General features: G+C 40.2%; 15 protein-coding genes. 13 read left to right on the forward strand and 2 right to left on the reverse strand.

Going from position 1 to position 16,684, the window contains the following annotated elements; genetic code table 11:
* Positions 1-330 precede the first annotated feature (330 nt).
* From JW886_RS04430 to JW886_RS04455, 6 genes are all read left to right on the forward strand, one after another.
* Positions 331-1,140, forward strand: coding sequence for a Cof-type HAD-IIB family hydrolase (locus JW886_RS04430; RefSeq protein ID WP_205272661.1), 810 nt, complete (start codon positions 331-333; stop codon positions 1,138-1,140).
* A 104-nt stretch (positions 1,141-1,244) separates the two neighbouring features.
* Complete coding sequence (ftsY, locus tag JW886_RS04435; protein WP_205872414.1) at positions 1,245-2,609, forward strand: signal recognition particle-docking protein FtsY; 1,365 nt, start codon at positions 1,245-1,247, stop codon at positions 2,607-2,609.
* A gap of 142 nt (positions 2,610-2,751) precedes the next feature.
* Complete coding sequence (locus tag JW886_RS04440; protein WP_075525008.1) at positions 2,752-3,726, forward strand: ribose-phosphate diphosphokinase; 975 nt, start codon at positions 2,752-2,754, stop codon at positions 3,724-3,726.
* Between the two features lie 96 nt (positions 3,727-3,822).
* Positions 3,823-4,494, forward strand: coding sequence for a helix-turn-helix domain-containing protein (locus tag JW886_RS04445; RefSeq protein WP_075525007.1), 672 nt, complete (start codon positions 3,823-3,825; stop codon positions 4,492-4,494).
* Between the two features lie 83 nt (positions 4,495-4,577).
* Positions 4,578-7,067, forward strand: a complete 2,490-nt coding sequence (gene leuS, locus JW886_RS04450; RefSeq protein ID WP_205872415.1) for a leucine--tRNA ligase — start codon at positions 4,578-4,580, stop codon at positions 7,065-7,067.
* 160 nt (positions 7,068-7,227) lie between these two features.
* On the forward strand, positions 7,228-8,031 hold the full coding sequence (locus JW886_RS04455; protein ID WP_205872416.1) for an alpha/beta fold hydrolase: 804 nt from the start codon (positions 7,228-7,230) through the stop codon (positions 8,029-8,031).
* Between the two features lie 62 nt (positions 8,032-8,093).
* On the opposite strand, the gene JW886_RS04460 is transcribed toward JW886_RS04455, so the two are convergent.
* Positions 8,094-8,492, reverse strand: coding sequence for an iron-sulfur cluster biosynthesis family protein (locus tag JW886_RS04460; protein WP_205872417.1), 399 nt, complete (start codon positions 8,490-8,492; stop codon positions 8,094-8,096).
* Between the two features lie 161 nt (positions 8,493-8,653).
* Here JW886_RS04460 and JW886_RS04465 point away from each other — a divergent pair, with 161 nt between their 5' ends.
* On the forward strand, positions 8,654-9,019 hold the full coding sequence (locus JW886_RS04465) for a hypothetical protein (protein WP_205872418.1): 366 nt from the start codon (positions 8,654-8,656) through the stop codon (positions 9,017-9,019).
* Between the two features lie 157 nt (positions 9,020-9,176).
* Complete coding sequence (locus JW886_RS04470) at positions 9,177-11,102, forward strand: FAD-dependent oxidoreductase (protein ID WP_075525003.1); 1,926 nt, start codon at positions 9,177-9,179, stop codon at positions 11,100-11,102.
* Between the two features lie 45 nt (positions 11,103-11,147).
* On the opposite strand, the gene JW886_RS04475 is transcribed toward JW886_RS04470, so the two are convergent.
* Positions 11,148-11,702 carry a biotin transporter BioY gene (locus JW886_RS04475; protein WP_200406650.1) on the reverse strand — a complete coding sequence of 185 codons (555 nt, stop codon included), beginning with the start codon at positions 11,700-11,702 and terminating at the stop codon, positions 11,148-11,150.
* Between the two features lie 256 nt (positions 11,703-11,958).
* On the opposite strand from JW886_RS04475, the gene sdaAB reads away from it, so the two are divergent.
* From sdaAB to JW886_RS04500, 5 genes are all read left to right on the forward strand, one after another.
* Complete coding sequence (gene sdaAB / locus JW886_RS04480) at positions 11,959-12,630, forward strand: L-serine ammonia-lyase, iron-sulfur-dependent subunit beta (RefSeq protein WP_075525001.1); 672 nt, start codon at positions 11,959-11,961, stop codon at positions 12,628-12,630.
* Positions 12,631-12,657: 27 nt separating this feature from the next.
* Complete coding sequence (gene sdaAA, locus JW886_RS04485) at positions 12,658-13,524, forward strand: L-serine ammonia-lyase, iron-sulfur-dependent, subunit alpha (protein WP_205872419.1); 867 nt, start codon at positions 12,658-12,660, stop codon at positions 13,522-13,524.
* 83 nt (positions 13,525-13,607) lie between these two features.
* Positions 13,608-14,063, forward strand: coding sequence for a CopY/TcrY family copper transport repressor (locus JW886_RS04490; protein ID WP_075524999.1), 456 nt, complete (start codon positions 13,608-13,610; stop codon positions 14,061-14,063).
* A 16-nt stretch (positions 14,064-14,079) separates the two neighbouring features.
* Positions 14,080-14,280 carry a heavy-metal-associated domain-containing protein gene (locus tag JW886_RS04495; RefSeq protein ID WP_205872420.1) on the forward strand — a complete coding sequence of 67 codons (201 nt, stop codon included), beginning with the start codon at positions 14,080-14,082 and terminating at the stop codon, positions 14,278-14,280.
* Positions 14,281-14,474: 194 nt separating this feature from the next.
* Entirely contained in the window at positions 14,475-16,619 is a 2,145-nt protein-coding gene (locus JW886_RS04500) for a heavy metal translocating P-type ATPase (protein WP_205872421.1), read from the forward strand.
* Positions 16,620-16,684: the final 65 nt, after the last annotated feature.

The raw sequence follows: 16,684 nt of genomic DNA on the forward strand, positions 1-16,684 counted from the left end.
CTCACACTGATAGCAAGATGTTGCTAGCGTGAGCCCTCCTTCAACAACAAGTTAAAAGTGGCATTAATTGGAGTCATGTTTAGGACCTCTGTATTTTAATTATTACTAGTTTAATTAAAAAACTTCGCTTTGTCAAATCTTTTTATGAAATTTCAAGAAATATTAGAAAGGGGATTAAAGTACACATTCAGGAGTTTTAGAAGTTTCAAGGAGGAAGTGATTACTTGTTTTACCCAAAAATAAAGCAAATTTCTTTACCAGTTCTTCTTTTCGCTGTGAAATTAATAACCATTATTGAGCCATAGTGACACGGTATGGTATAATAAAACAATGAAGAATGAAATTAAATTGGTAGCGCTTGATTTAGATGGTACCTTATTAAACTCCTCGAAAGAAATTTCAGCAGAAAATGTCTCAGCGATTGAAGCGGCTCGAAAAAAAGATGTTCACGTTGTTTTGACAACAGGGCGCCCTTTAGTAGCCATCCAACCTTATTTGAAGCGGCTTGAAATGCTGGATTTTAAAGATTTTAGCATCACTTTTAATGGAGGATTGGTCCAACGTAATACGGGACAAATCGTTTCGAAGAAAAGTTTTTCCTATGAGCAGATTTCAGCAATTAAACGTTTAACCACCGCACTTGGTTTACCTTGTGATATTCTGAGTGAGGAAAAAGTATTTGTGACTAAAAGTGCGGTAGCTTCACAGTATGAAACTTTAAATAAATTGCTCACTTTTATGAAGATGGACTTTGCTGATGTCCCTCAGAATGTTGTCTACAATAAAATTGTTTCCTGTACAGAAAAAGAATTATTGGATCAACGACTCGCTGAGATTCCTGAGCGTTATTTCGAAGAATTTGAAGTTTTTAAAACACAAGCAAAATTACTAGAATTTATGCCAAAAGGGATTAATAAAGCCTATGGTCTCACTCAACTCATCCATCAGTTAGATTTGAAACCAGAAAATGTGATGGCAATGGGAGACGAGGCCAATGACCTTTCGATGATCGCATGGGCAGGCTATGGTGTGGCAATGGCGAATGCGGTACCTGCTGTAAAAGAAGAGGCCAAAATTATTTCCGACTGGACCAATGATCAACACGCAGTAGCCAAAGTGCTTGAAACGTACGTTCTTTAAAGATGACTGATGGACGTAAAGCTTGAAGTTTTAAAAGTAGTGACCTCTATCAGAAAATAAAGTGTAAAATAGAATGAACTCGGTTCATTTAAAAGGAGAAAAAAGTGGGACTTTTTGACCGATTATTTGGTAAGAAAAAACAAGAAGAACAAGTAGTAAATGAAGAACAACTTGCAGCGGATCAGCAAGAACAAATCACTGATGAGCCTGTCAGTACAGTTATTGAAGAGAAAAAACACGCTGACCAAAAAGTAGAACAAAAAGAGGAACCTGTCGTTCCTAAAGAGGGGCTATCGTCAGCCCAACCCAAGGACAGTGAACAAGTGCTACCTCGTCCGACAGCTGAACCTACATTAATCAATCCATCAGAAGAAACTTCCGAAAACGAGGAAGTATCAGCTGAGCCTGTTGTAACAGAGCCACAGATCAAACCTACTTCTGATGAGCCGGTCAGTCCTGCTGCCGAGCCTGAGCCTGTCGCAGAAGAGGAAGATATCGTGATTGATATTGATGCCTTAGCTGATATCTTTACTCAATCTCGCGAAGAAACTGAAAAAAAATATGAACAATCGCTTTCCCTGACCCGTAAGACTTTTGCGGATGGGTTCAATGAACTTTTTGCAAATTTCCGTACCGTGGATGAGGAATTCTTTGAAGAACTTGAAGAAACCTTAATCATGTCCGATGTGGGTGTGGATTTGGCGATGGAAATTACTGAGGAATTACGTAAAGAAGCCAAATTAGTTAATGCTAAATCCACGGATGATTTACGTCAACTGATTATTGAAAAAATTGTTGATAAGTTTGACGGGGAAAAACTCCCTTCACGTCTGGATATTCAACCAGAAGGTTTAACGGTTTTACTTTTTGTTGGGGTAAATGGAGTTGGGAAAACAACGACGATTGGTAAACTTGCTGCGCGGTACAAAAATGAAGGAAAACGCGTTTTACTTGCCGCTGCCGACACTTTCCGGGCAGGTGCAATCGACCAGTTGGTTGAATGGGGGAATCGTTCCGCAGTTGAAGTAGTCACAAAACCAGCGGGTTCAGATCCAGCAGCAGTTGTTTTTGACGCTCTCGCAAAAGCTAAAGCTGACAATTATGATATTTTACTTGTGGATACTGCAGGTCGTTTGCAAAATAAAGATAATCTGATGAAAGAGCTGGAAAAGATTGGCAAGGTCATCAAACGTGAAATTCCGGATGCTCCGCATGAAACGATTTTGGCACTTGATGCAACAACAGGCCAAAATGCTATTCAACAAGCCAAAGAATTTTCTGCCGTCACACCGATTTCAGGAATTGCTTTGACCAAACTTGATGGTTCAGCAAAAGGTGGGATTGTTTTATCCATCGTGCAAAGTCTTAAAATTCCGGTCAAATTAATCGGTTTGGGCGAAAAGCTTAATGATTTACAGGATTTTGATGAAGAATTCTTCGTCAGAGGCCTTTTCAAAGAGTTGTTATAATCAATAAATAAAAGGGAGAAATAAAATAGCTCCTTTTTATTTTATTTTTCATCACGGTTTGAAAAAATTGAAAATTTAAGGTAAAATAAGAATACATAAAATTGAACCTCTGTGTTCTGTAGGAATTAAAGAAAGGCTCTTCATGTCGTATTCAAATTTGAAGTTGTTTTCGCTCTCTTCCAACCATGAATTAGCACAAAAAGTTGCTAAAGAAATCGGAATTGAGCTTGGAAAAGTAAGCGTTGGTGCTCACTCAGATGGCGAAACTATCGTACATATTGATGAATCAGTCCGTGGTGACCATGTATTCATCCTTCAGTCAACAAGTGACCCTGTCAATGATAACCTGATGGAACTTTTGATCATGATGGATGCCTTACGTCGTGCCTCAGCTGCATCAATTAACATCGTCTTGCCTTATTATGGTTATGCTCGTCAAGACCGTAAAGCGCGTGCGCGTGAACCAATCACCTCTAAACTTGTAGCAAACATGCTTCAAATTGCTGGTGCAGACCGTCTGATTACATTTGACCTTCACGCTCCCCAAATTCAAGGATTCTTCAATATTCCTGTTGACCACTTGATGGGTTCACCATTGATTGCGGAATATTTCCGCCGTCAACTGGTCTATGCTGGTGATGATATCGTAGTCGTTTCACCTGACCATGGTGGAGTTGGACGTGCACGTAAGTTGGCTAATTTCTTGAAAGCACCACTTGCTATTATTGACAAACGCCGTCCACGTGCAAATGTGGCAGAAATCATGAACATTATCGGGGATGTAAAAGGTAAAAAATGTATCTTAATTGATGATATGATTGATACTGCCGGTACCATCACCCTCGCTGCGAATGCTCTGAAAGAATTGGGTGCAACAGAAGTTTATGCGTCATGTACGCACGCCGTACTTTCAGGACCAGCAATCGAGCGCATTAATAATTCAGCAATTACTAAACTTGTTGTTTTGGACACCATCGAAATGCCAGAAGAACGTCAAAGTGAAAAAATTGTTAAGTTATCAATTGCACACTTGCTTGCTGACGCAATCATCCGCATTCATGAAAGTCGTCCCTTGTCACCACTTTATGAATTGCATCTTCCTTCAGAACAAATCTAAAAGCTGATGTTTCTTCTCACTTACTTGGCTTATACAGAGCTAAGTCGAGAGAGGATAATAGCAGTTTCAAGCGGCCGTAGGTCGCTTTTTTGAAAAATGGAACTAGAAAAAATAAAAAAACTTTATGAAAATGTTGATCCAAATCAACTGACAGCTCGTGAAAAGTTACTGACAGCGTTACTATTTACTGACGATGTGGTCAGTACCGATAAGCTCCCCAATGGGCGTTATCGCATGCTCCAGTTTTCGAGCAATGATTTTTTAGAGTTAGAAAGTAGCTTGAAGCTCTTGCTGCCAGATTTTGTGAAAAGCAATGCTCAGGAGCAATATGTGATTGAAGCATTTTCCACGGATAGCCCGACCAAATCGGAACTTTTTGATATTTTTCAAACGCTTGCGCAAGATAGAGGAGAAGAAGTTTCGCTCTATATTGGGCGTTTTGTGGATAAAAACAAGCTTTCAGCAACTTACAGCATAGAACGTGAAATTTTTCAAAGTCACAAGGCCTTTAGTGAATATATCTTATCAGAAAGCTTAACGCATTTTGATTTTCCAATGTTAGAGGAAATTCGTCAGGAACTTCTGGCAAACGGTGACGATCAAACGCTAGTGCGAACCCTCTATAAAACAGGGGGAAATCAAACACAAGCAGCTAAGGCGCTTTATATTCATCGTAATACCTTAATTAATAAAGTTAAAAAGTATGAGCAAAAGTATGGTTTGCAACTTACAGGAAGTGATCTCGTGCTTGCTTTTAATTTATTATAATCTCACTTTAAACGACATTTACTTAGTCATGAAAGGAGTGGAGTGTTTTGAGCTAAATTTAGTAAAACCTCCCATCTTAATTTATGGAATACAATCATCAAGAAATAGAAGCCAAATGGCAAAAATACTGGGCGGATAATAAAACTTTCCGTACAGGAACTGACAAAAATAAACCAAAATTTTATGCCCTCGACATGTTCCCTTACCCGTCCGGTGCAGGACTTCACGTAGGACATCCAGAAGGCTATACAGCAACTGATATTTTGAGCCGTTACAAACGCGCTCAAGGGTTCAATGTGCTTCATCCTATGGGATGGGACGCTTTTGGTCTACCTGCTGAACAATATGCAATGGATACAGGAAATGACCCAGCAGAATTTACAGCTGAAAATATTGCTAACTTTAAACGTCAAATCAATAGTTTAGGTTTTAGTTATGACTGGGAACGTGAAGTTAATACAACTGACCCTAATTTTTATAAATGGACACAGTGGATTTTTACTAAACTTTATGAAAAGGGTTTAGCTTATGAAGCAGAAGTAGCTGTTAACTGGGTTGAAGAACTCGGAACAGCTATTGCCAATGAAGAAGTGCTTCCAGACGGAACTTCTGAACGCGGGGGTTATCCTGTTGTTCGTAAACCAATGCGCCAATGGATGCTTAAAATTACAGCTTATGCGGAACGTCTACTTGAAGACCTTGAAGAAGTGGATTGGCCTGAATCAATCAAAGAAATGCAACGTCACTGGATTGGTAAATCCGTCGGTGCAGATGTTACCTTCAATGTAGAAGGTACAGACGAAGCTTTTGAAGTTTTCACAACCCGTCCAGATACACTGTTTGGTGCAACTTACGCTGTCCTTGCGCCAGAGCACCCTCTTGTTGATAAGATTACTACGCCGGAACAAGCTCAAGCAGTTGCGGACTATAAACATCAAGCTAGCCTCAAATCTGACTTAGCACGTACGGACCTTGCAAAAGAAAAGACGGGAGCCTTTACCGGTGCCTATGCGATTAATCCAGTCAATGGTAAAAAAATGCCGATTTGGGTGGCAGATTATGTGCTTGCTTCATACGGACATGGCGCTGTTATGGCAGTTCCTGCTCACGACGAGCGTGACTGGGAATTTGCTAAGGTCTATGGACTTGAAATTTTGCCTGTTGTTGAAGGTGGAAATGTAGAAGAAGCTGTTTATACAGAAGATGGCCCTCATATTAATTCAGAATTTTTGAATGGACTTGATAAAGCGCAAGCGATTGAAAAAGCCATTGAATTTTTGGAAGAAAAGAAAATTGGGAAAAAGAAAATCACTTACCGCTTGCGTGACTGGCTCTTTAGTCGTCAACGTTACTGGGGTGAACCAATCCCAATTATTCATTGGGAAGATGGCACATCAACCGCTGTTCCAGAAGATGAACTCCCACTTGTTTTACCAGTAACTTCTGATATCAAACCGTCAGGAACAGGTGAGTCTCCTTTGGCTAACTTGACGGATTGGTTGGAAGTCACACGCGCAGACGGGGTTAAAGGACGCCGAGAAACGAATACAATGCCACAATGGGCAGGCTCAAGTTGGTACTACCTTCGCTATATTGACCCAAATAATAGCGAAGCTTTGGCAGACCCAGAACTTCTCAAAGAATGGTTACCAGTTGATATCTATGTGGGAGGGGCTGAACACGCTGTTCTTCACTTACTTTACGCTCGTTTCTGGCATAAAGTGCTTTATGATTTAGGCGTTGTTCCAACTAAAGAACCTTTCCAAAAACTCTTTAACCAAGGAATGATTCTCGGAACCTCTTATCGTGATCATCGTGGGGCCTTGGTTGCAACTGATAAGGTTGAGAAACGTGATGGTGGCTTTTACCATATGGAAACAGGCGAAGCGCTTGAACAAGCTCCAGCTAAAATGTCTAAATCTCTTAAAAACGTGGTTAATCCTGATGATGTTGTTGAACATTATGGGGCTGATACGTTACGTGTTTATGAAATGTTCATGGGTCCACTTGATGCAAGTATTCCATGGTCAGAAGAAGGCCTTGAAGGGGCTCGTAAGTTCCTTGACCGTGTCGTGCGTATGATTGAAAATTCTGAGATTACAGAAGGGTCGACAGGTGAACTGGATAAGGTTTACCACGAAACCGTCAAAAATGTAACGGAGCGTTTGGATCATATGTACTTTAACACAGCCATTTCTCAGCTTATGATTTTTGTAAATAGCGCTAATAAGGCTAAAGCCCTCCCCCGTGACTATGCAAAAGGTTTTGTACAACTTTTGGCGCCATTTGCTCCCCATATCGCTGAAGAGCTTTGGGTTAAACTTGGTGAAAAACCAGGGATTTCTTATGTGGCATGGCCAACTTATGATGAAAGTAAGTTAGTAGAATCAGAAGTTGAGATTGTTGTTCAAATCAACGGAAAACTTAAGGCTAAAATCAAGATTGCGAAAGATCTCTCACGCGAGGAACTCAGCAAAATTGGACAAGAAGCTGTTGCACAGGCTCTTGAAGGAAAAAATGTGATTAAAGTCATTGCGGTTCCTAATAAACTAGTGAATATTGTTGTAAAATAGAACTTTATAAACCCTCCTGACGTTTCTGTCAGGAGGGTTTTGTTAAGAAGTTACTGACCCATTCCTCAGTAAATGTTTTGTGTAAAATCTGCATTGACCTGTGACGAGATTTATTTTGATACAATGAAAATATGTAAAAAAAACCTGAAAGGAAAGAAAAATGCCTTTTTTTATTACCAATGATTCTGTAAAAATCAATTATCATGATTATGGAGAAAAAGAAAAGCCAGCATTAGTATTGATTGGTGGTTATTCCTCTAGTGAAGTGACCTGGTTTGCTCAAGTTGCTCCTTTTACTGCAGCGCGGTACCGTGTGATTACTTACGATCATCGCTCACATGGGGATTCACAGCGTGTTGATTTTGGAATGAGTTTGCAACGTCTGGCTATGGATTTGCACGAGTTGATTGAATACCTTTCCCTTAAAAAGGTTACCTTAATCGGACATTCAATGGGGGCGGCCACGATTATGGCCTATGAGGAGTTGTTTACGACTAATGATCTGACAGCAGTAATTACCGAAGATCAAGCGCCGACCTTCATGAAATCAGAAGACTGGCTTAATGGCGCTTATGGGCGTACACTTCCTGAGTTAGAAACTTTTATCGACACGTTTCCAAAAACCACGCTCACACGTCAAAAACTTTCCGATGAGGTGAAGCGAGCACTAGGACGAGGGATGCGTCCCTTTGACTTTAAACGTTATCGAGGATTGCTACAAAATGTAATTTTGCAAGATTGGCGCGCTCAACTTGGTCAAGAACATGTTCCTCATCTCTTTTTTGCGGGTGGAAAGTCCCCAATTTTTCCGAGTGCTCATGCTCAAGCTGCGCGTAACTTGCAACCTCATCCGCTCTCAGAGGTGCAAGTGTTTGATGAATGTGGACATATCCTGCACTTAGAAGAAAGTGACCGGTTTAATCAGTGTGTTCTTAGCTTTTTAGAAAAAATAAAAAAAGACTGAAAAAGCAGCCTTTTTTTATTACGGTACTTACTGACCAGCTGGTCAGTAAATAAATTGCCGCTCTAACGTGTCAGTACAGCTTGTTTTCGATAATCGACAATTTCAATGTGCGGGGCAATTTGCTCTCCACGACCCATGATTTCGATCAAATGGTTGGTAGTAAGGCGGACATTCATCGTTTCATCAAAATACATCATTCCCCATTTTTTACAGTAAAAGGGTCCTAATGATGAAGAAATTTGTCCATCAAAAATAGGCGGCACCTGATCTTTTTCAACAGCTACAATCCGGTAGCGTGTAATCCCGCAACAAGTACTTTCAAGTTGTTCACTACTTAAAGTATGATCAAAGTCTAAAACAAAATCAACGGCTGACGGTTTGGTCAGTAAGTCTTTTTTATCTTGAAAACCCATCAGTCCTAATAAACGCTTGGTGACAGTTTCATCAAAAGTAATTTCCATTTTCTATCCTCCACCTAAGTTCATTTTATCAAAAGAATGAGCGCTTTGCTTAACGAATGGTTTTTTTCATTATTTTTTAATAGTATATCATTATGTGCTCATAAATAAAGTTGGTACAATAGAATTAACGATTAGAGAAAAAACTTTTAAAGGAGGTTTTTATGAGGCAAAAACATATTGAATATGCGACTTTTACGCAAAAAGACGTTCAAAAATCTGGAACCACTCCTATAAATAGGGAAAAGGTGGTGATGAAATTACTCGTGGAGAGTTACATGCATGGCGCTCAAACCTGTGAGGCCGAAAATGGAAAAATCCTTGGAGTGAGTATTCATCATGGAATTTGTGACCATATCCATTTTTTTATCAACGACAGCCATAAAGTGACAGTAGAAATCAGCCAAGGAACAAGTCGAATTACAGTGATGTCAGATAAGGAGTTAGGCGATGCCGAATACATTATCCCTTTTATCCGATGCCTAGGGATTCCAGAAGGACAAATTTTAGAGAATGGTCCCCAAATTTAAAAAGTCGCTTGGTCGACTTTTTTAATGATCAAATGAGCAGAAATCATGAAGATTAACTTCTCCTTAAATTTCCGTATGCAACGGTTTACAAATGCTTTCAAAAAGGATATAATGGACACTGACATTATTATATCACTATTAGGAGACTGATTTTAAAATGACTAAGAAAAAAATCGTAGTCGTCGGTGGTGGCGTTGCTGGGGTCCATGCAACACGCGAGCTTTCAAAGAAATTGAAAGCCAACGCTGACATCACTTTGATTGACAAACATAGCTATCACACTACCATGACACAACTTCATGAAGTTGCAGCTGGTCGTGTACCCTTTACAACAGTTCAATACGACTTCCAAAAACTTTTAGGTAAGCGTAAAAACGTTAATCTTGTAACTGACGCCGTTGTAAGTCTTGATAAAGAAAATAAAAAAGTAATTACAAAACACGGGAGCTATGATTATGACTACGTGGTAGTTGCACTCGGTGGCGAACCAAACGATTTTGGTGTTCCTGGAGTAAAAGAACACGGCTTTACACTCTGGTCACTTGAAGACGCTATGAAAATCAAGCGTCAATTGGAAACGGTTGTACAGTACGCTTCCACAGAAGTTAATGATGAAAAACGTCGTGCCCTCTTGACAATCTCAGTAGCTGGTTCAGGCTTTACTGGTATTGAAATGGCTGGTGAATTGATTGACTGGCGTAGAAAAGTTTCAACAGACTGGAAGATTCCAGAAGAAGAAATCACGATCAACGTTGTTGAAATGATGCCAACTATTCTTAATACCTTGGATCGTAAGCAAGCTGATAAAGCTCACGCTTACCTTGAAAAGAAAAATGTTAATGTGTTGACCAACCATGGTATTGTTGAAGTTGCTGAAGACCATATCAAAGTTAACGTCGGCGGACGTGATGAAGAAAAAGTTGCAAAAGAAATTGCCACTCATACTTTGATTTGGACGACAGGGGTTCAAGGGAATACAGCAGCACAAACCAACCTTAAGGAAACAGAACGTGGTCATCGCCTCCAAGCAAATGAGTACATGGAAGCTGTTGGCTTTGAAGGACAAGGTATCTATGTTGCTGGTGACGTTTCTGGATATATCGAACCTGATACAGGTCGCCCTACTCCACAAATCGTAGAAGCAGCAGAACAAACTGCACATACAGCAGCAGAAAATATTCTTGCGGATATCAATGGTGGAAACAAACACAAACACGTGAGCAAGTACCAAGGAACCATGGTTTCAATTGGATCAACTTGGGGTGTAGCAAAAATCGGAAGCATGCGCTTAACTGGCTTTTGGGCAATGTTGATGAAGAATATTGTTTATTTCATCTACACTTTGCAAATCCGTTCGGCACACTATTTCTGGCGTTACGCTTTGGATGAAGTTTTCCGTACAAAAGACAATCGCAACTTCATGCGAGGTCATACTTCACGTCAAGGAAATGTTCTTTGGGCATTGCCACTCCGTCTTTTCTATGGTTTTGCTTGGTTAGTAGAAGCAATGGCTAAAATCGTTGGTGATGGGAAATGGTTTAATCCTGGAACGTGGTTTGGTCAAGGATCTTGGTTCACAAATGATCTGAAATTCCCATTTGAATGGTTGCAAACTTCAGATGCAGCAGCAGGCGCATCTGCAGCAGCTGCAAGCGGATCTGGCGATAGTACGACTGAAGCTGTTAAATGGGGCTTGACTTATTCTTCAGAACACAGCCCAATGCCTGTTTTTGATCATGTGGTAGGTTGGTTCCAACCAATTATGAAATTTATGATTCCAAATCGTGATGTAGCCTTATTCATGCAAAAATTCATGTCTATCTTTGAAGTACTGCTTGCACTTGCAATTATTTTCGGTTTCTTCACATGGATTGCCTCAGCTGTAACAGCTGCCTTAACAGTGATGTTCTCCCTCTCTGGTATGTTCTTCTGGGTTAACATCTGGTTTATTCCAGTAGCGATTGCCTTGATGAATGGTTCTGGACGCGCATTTGGTTTAGATAAATGGGTTCAACCTTGGGTACAAAAAGTGTTAACTCAACTCTGGTACGGTAAATCACGTTCAATTTATAAAGGGCGTTAAAATAAAAAAATATGTTACCTTCAAAGGTAACATATTTTTTTATTCTTAAATTTCTCTCAAAACTCCCGCTTTACTCATAGCGCCTTTAATTCTTTGTCCAAGTAATGCGGCAGCCACAGCTTGGATAGGATTTGTGAAAATGAAAGGAAGTACGCCAGCACTGAAAGCAGCGCTCCAACTCATCTGAGATTGAAATTTGAGCCAGATTAAACCGAATAAGAGGATGATTACAGTAACTCCAAGAATCGCACCAATGACAGCGGCAGTATAACTATTTGGAAAACGACTTGTAAAGAAGCCTACCACATAGGCGGCTAAAGTAAAGCCAACGATATAGCCACCCGTAGGACCAAGTATGATTCCAAAGCCGCCAGACATCCCTGCAAATACAGGGATACCAATTGCACCAAGAAGGCAGTAGAGAAATACAGAAAGGGTACCGTAACGTTTTCCAAGTATGACAGCAATAAGCCCAATTCCCAGTGGTTGTGCTGTATTAGGAACGATAGGAAATGGGATAGTAATTTGGGCTAAAATTGCGATTAATGCTGCACCGATTGCAGCTGCGATAAGCATCTTTCGATGTTGTGAGGTGCTCATGAAATTCTCCTAAATAAAGTCATTAATTTGTTACAAAAATGAGTATAGCAGATATGAAAGCCTTTTACAATTTTTTTGTCTAATACTTTTACATCTCTTTATTTAATGTTTACGTTTGATTTAATCGGGTTTAGCTTACCTCTAGTTTTTACTAACTTGTCACTCCCCAATTTTTTATGATAGAATAGAAGAGCTTGTATTCAATTAAAAAATAGAGAAAATTTTAGCTCAATTCCACGCCGTAGAAGGGATACAAATGGAAAACTTAAGATATAAAAGTGTTTTTGATATTATTGGTCCAGTGATGATTGGACCGTCTAGTTCACATACTGCTGGCGCTGCTCGCATTGGTAAGATTGTTCGTTCAATTTTTGGTGAACTTCCCGAAAAACTTGAGATTCATTTGTATGAATCTTTTGCAAAGACTTATCGAGGACATGGTACAGATGTAGCCTTGGTAGCTGGAGTACTTGGGATGGATACTGATGATGAACGTCTCCCAATGGCCCCTCAGCTTGCTTATGAGCAGGGCATGGAGATCAGTTATGTGCCACACCCTGAAGAGAAAGCCGAACATCCCAACACGGCACGTTTGATTGCAAAAAAAGGAAATCGAACCATGACTATCACAGGAATATCAATTGGTGGGGGAATGATCCAAGTCACTGAATTGAATGGTTTTGATATTGCAATTTCTGCGGGTGTTCCTACATTTGTAGTGATCCACGAGGATGTTCCAGGGATGATAGCAAAAGTGTCCAGTCTATTATCAGAGCATGCCATAAATATTGCGCAAATGAATGTAACGCGCGAAGCAAAAGGTGAAAAGGCGATAATGATTTTAGAAGTGGACACACCAAATGTAGAGGAAGTGATTGAAGAGATGAAATCAATCCCACGCTTACATGCGGTGAATTTCTTTAATTAGACCATAATGAGTGAAACGGAAACGAAAATGTTTAAAAATATACAAGAATTAATTGAGGATTCGAAAAATTATTCCTCAGTCGCAGAGCTTATGATTGCAATCGAAATGGAACAAACAGGGCGCCAAAGAGATCAGATCTGGACTCTGATGGAACGAAACTTAATGACAATGCTAGATTCTGTTGAAAAAGGATTAGAGGGAAAGAAATCCTTGACAGGACTAACAGGTGGCGATGCCAAACTCATGGACGATTATATTAAATCAGGCAAAGCCTTATCCGGAGATTTAATTTTAGGAGCGGCTCGTGATGCAGTGGCTGTAAATGAAGTAAATGCTCAAATGGGGTTAATCTGTGCTACACCAACAGCTGGTTCAGCTGGTTGTCTTCCAGGCGTGTTGACGTCTGCTATTAAAAAATTGCAATTAAGTCACGAGCAACAGGTAGAGTTTTTGTTTGTCGCTGGTGCTTTTGGTCTTGCGATTGCCAATAATGCGACAATATCTGGTGCTGAAGGAGGCTGTCAGGCCGAAGTTGGGTCAGCTTCAGCTATGGCTTCAGCTGCTTTGGTTTTAGCAGCAGGAGGTTCTGCTGAGCAAGCGGGTTATGCGATTGCTTTAGTTTTACAAAATATGTTAGGTTTAATTTGTGATCCTGTCGCTGGTTTAGTTGAAATTCCATGTGTGCATCGAAATGCTATGGGTGCTTCACAAGCAATGATTTCAGCTGATATGGCATTGGCAGGAGTGAAACCGGTTATTCCTGTGGACGAAGTGGTTAATACAATGTATAATGTAGGCCGCTCCCTTCCGGCTGCCTTTCGTGAAACAGCAGAGGGAGGCTTGGCACAAACAGCAACTGGACGACGTATCATGGAAGAAGTCTTTGGAGCGTAGAGATTCTTAGTTAGAATACTTGACAATTTTCGTTTACGCGTGTAAACTTAAGCTATAAGAATAATTAGAGAAAGGAGACAGAGATGAACGAATCAGAATTTAATGTTTCCAATGCAGAATTGATTGTTATGCGTGTGATTTGGTCTTTGGAAGAGGCACGAGTTGATGAAATCTATCAACAGATTCCCCAAGATTTGGAATGGTCTCTTGCGACTGTAAAAACGCTGCTAGGTCGTCTGGTGAAAAAAGAAATGTTGAGTACAGAAAAAGAAGGACGAAAATTTATTTATCGACCTTTAATGGAAGAATGTACGGCTATTAATTTAATGGCTGATAATCTTCTTGAAAAAGTATGTGCTACAAAGCATGTCAATATTTTGCAAGACATGATTGACAAATCAGTCTTAACGGCGCAGGATATAGAGAAATTAACCCAGGCCTTATCTCAAAAAGAGACGGTGTCAGAAAAGCATTGTAACTGTCTCGAAGTGACTGGAAGTTGTGCTTGTAAACACGAGCATGAGCAGATAGCTGTCTAAGGAAAGAGGAATATAAATGAAAGCAATATTAAAAATAGAAGGCATGACTTGTGATCACTGTGTCATGCATGTCACAGATGCGCTTCAAAAAGTAGAAGGTGTAGAAAAAGCAAAAGTTTCATTAAAGAAAAATGAAGCAGCGGTTAAATTTTCTGAACCTGCCACAATGGATGAAATGCGCGAAGCGGTTGCGCAAGTAGGCTACAAAGCAATTTAGGAGTCACTTAATTTGTCACCCTCGTTTAAATTTGCTAGAATAATAGAAGTAAAACAAACCCCAAATGATGTTTTACTTAAATAATAACAGCCACCTTCATTCCCCAAATGGAGGTGGTTTTTTGTTAAAGAAATGACTTGACTTTTTAAGTTTACAAGTGTAAACTATAATAAAGAAATAAAAGGGGTAACATAATGAGAAGTCAGACTTTTGTGATCACAGGAATGACCTGTGCTAACTGTGTTAATACAGTAGCTAAGGCCTTACATAGTACAGATAAAATTAGTGAAGCAACGGTTAATCTTGCAACTGAAAAGGCAAAAGTAGTCGTTGATGATCAAATGTCAGATGAAGAAATCATCGCCTTAGTGGAGCAAGCAGGCTATGGAGCAATTGTTAATGATAAAGCACACCAAGAAAGAATTGCGAGACAAGCTCATCGTCATTCCCGATTCCTTCGTTGGTCATTTTGGGCTTCGCTTATCTTAACTTTGCCTTTAGTAGTAGCTATGTTTGCTTCTGTCCTTGGGCTACACGCATCGTGGGTAATGTTTTTACATCAACCCATCCTCCAATTAATCTTGGCAACCCCCGTACAGTTTGTTATTGGTTGGCGTTTTTATAGGGGAGCTTTTCATGCGTTGCGAAATAAATCCGCCAATATGGATGTTTTAGTCGCTTTGGGAACGACAGTTGCTTATTTTTCAAGTTTAATCTTGTCCGTTATGATGGGAGAAGCTAATGCCCTGAACTTCGAATCGTCGATGGTTATTATCACCTTGGTGTTAATGGGTAAAGTGTTAGAGCATAATGCAAAAGAGAAAACTACACAAGCCATTACAGGCTTAATGTCTTCACGAGCTTCTGTTGTTCATACGCCTGATGGGGATCAAGCCATTGAAGAAATTCAGATGGGAGATGTCATCCGTATTTTACCTGGAGAAAAAGTTCCTTTAGATGCTATGATTTTGTCAGGAAAAGCTTCTTTTGACGAAAGTATTCTGACAGGAGAGGCACTTCCAGTAGTGAAAGCCGACGATGCGGTTATTTTTGAGGGGACCATCAACTTGGACGGGGAAGTGAAGGCTGTCGTTGTTCATGATTTGGAGGGATCTACAATTTCGCGTATGGTAGAAATGATGAGCGAAGCTCAAGGTTCAAAGCCAAATATTCAAAAATTGGCGGATCAGATTTCGGGAATTTTTGTCCCAATCGTTCTGGTGATTGCCCTGCTTACCTTTGGGATAACTTGGTGGTACACGGGTCTCTTATTGACGGCTTTAATGCATGCAGTAGCCGTATTGGTGATTGCATGTCCTTGTGCGCTGGGCTTAGCGACTCCCACGGCAATTATTTCTGGAACGGGCTTAGCAGCCAAAAACGGTTTGCTCATTAAAAACGCGAATGCATTAGAGCTTGCCGGAACGATTAATACGATCTTTTTAGATAAAACGGGGACGATTACAACGGGTGAATTTGAACTGACCGACTTGAAAATGATTGCTCAGCCTACTGACAGCGCCGTCAGTGAAGCCACAGCGCCCCAAGCCGCTCTGCTAAAACTCTTGGCTAGTCTTGAAGCACATTCAAATCATCCATTAGCAAAATCGCTTGCTTACAAAGGAGAACTCTTCGAACTTACTGAGTTGTCAGAACTTGCTGGGCGTGGTATCACAGGAAAAATCAATGGAAAAAGTTATTTTGCAGGAAATGATAAGTTGATGAAGGAACTGAATCTGACAGTACCTGAGACAGAAGATACTGTGATTTATCTGGCCGAATCACATCAACTCTTAGCAGTGGCTACCTTTAATTCGAAGGTAAAAGCTGAGAGCGCACAGACGATAAAGACGTTGCAAGGACAAGGCTTGAAGGCCATCATGTTAACTGGGGACAACAGAAACTCTGCACGTAAAATCCAAGAACTGGTGCAACTTGATGAAATTTATACGGATCTGAGTCCTGAAGAAAAAGCGACGATTGTTCAAAAAACTCCGCGGGCGATGATGGTAGGTGATGGCATCAATGATGCTATTGCATTAGCTGGAGCAACAATAGGATTAGCGATGGCTACTGGTTCAGATATTGCGATGGAGGCAGGAGATGTTACTGTTGTAGGCGGACAGTTGCACAAAATTACTACCTTCTTTGAAGTTTCTCGAAAAACAATGCGTAAAATCAAGCAAAATTACTTCTGGGCTTTTATTTATAATCTCATAGGTATTCCACTTGCTGCGCTTGGTTTACTCAATCCGATGTTGGCGGCTGCAGCGATGAGCTTATCTTCTGTTTCAGTGATTCTCAACTCATTACTACTGACGAAAAGTAAAGTAAAATAAAAAAGCATTGATTTATCAACGCTTTTTTTATTGGCTTTGACTGACAAACCGGTCAGTCTTTTTTG

The organism is Lactococcus taiwanensis (assembly GCF_017068355.1).
Lineage (GTDB): Bacteria > Bacillota > Bacilli > Lactobacillales > Streptococcaceae > Lactococcus > Lactococcus taiwanensis.

Excerpts from the sequence above, each read along its gene's own strand:
- JW886_RS04430 (WP_205272661.1), top strand. The coding sequence starts at position 331 with ATGAAGAATGAAATTAAATTGGTAGCGCTTGATTTAGATGGTACCTTA.
- JW886_RS04440 (WP_075525008.1), top strand. The coding sequence starts at position 2,752 with ATGTCGTATTCAAATTTGAAGTTGTTTTCGCTCTCTTCCAACCATGAA.
- JW886_RS04445 (WP_075525007.1), top strand. The coding sequence starts at position 3,823 with ATGGAACTAGAAAAAATAAAAAAACTTTATGAAAATGTTGATCCAAAT.
- leuS (WP_205872415.1), top strand. The coding sequence starts at position 4,578 with ATGGAATACAATCATCAAGAAATAGAAGCCAAATGGCAAAAATACTGG.
- JW886_RS04455 (WP_205872416.1), top strand. The coding sequence starts at position 7,228 with ATGCCTTTTTTTATTACCAATGATTCTGTAAAAATCAATTATCATGAT.
- JW886_RS04460 (WP_205872417.1), bottom strand. The coding sequence starts at position 8,492 with ATGGAAATTACTTTTGATGAAACTGTCACCAAGCGTTTATTAGGACTG.
- JW886_RS04465 (WP_205872418.1), top strand. The coding sequence starts at position 8,654 with ATGAGGCAAAAACATATTGAATATGCGACTTTTACGCAAAAAGACGTT.
- JW886_RS04470 (WP_075525003.1), top strand. The coding sequence starts at position 9,177 with ATGACTAAGAAAAAAATCGTAGTCGTCGGTGGTGGCGTTGCTGGGGTC.
- JW886_RS04475 (WP_200406650.1), bottom strand. The coding sequence starts at position 11,702 with ATGAGCACCTCACAACATCGAAAGATGCTTATCGCAGCTGCAATCGGT.
- sdaAB (WP_075525001.1), top strand. The coding sequence starts at position 11,959 with ATGGAAAACTTAAGATATAAAAGTGTTTTTGATATTATTGGTCCAGTG.
- sdaAA (WP_205872419.1), top strand. The coding sequence starts at position 12,658 with ATGTTTAAAAATATACAAGAATTAATTGAGGATTCGAAAAATTATTCC.
- JW886_RS04490 (WP_075524999.1), top strand. The coding sequence starts at position 13,608 with ATGAACGAATCAGAATTTAATGTTTCCAATGCAGAATTGATTGTTATG.
- JW886_RS04495 (WP_205872420.1), top strand. The coding sequence starts at position 14,080 with ATGAAAGCAATATTAAAAATAGAAGGCATGACTTGTGATCACTGTGTC.
- JW886_RS04500 (WP_205872421.1), top strand. The coding sequence starts at position 14,475 with ATGAGAAGTCAGACTTTTGTGATCACAGGAATGACCTGTGCTAACTGT.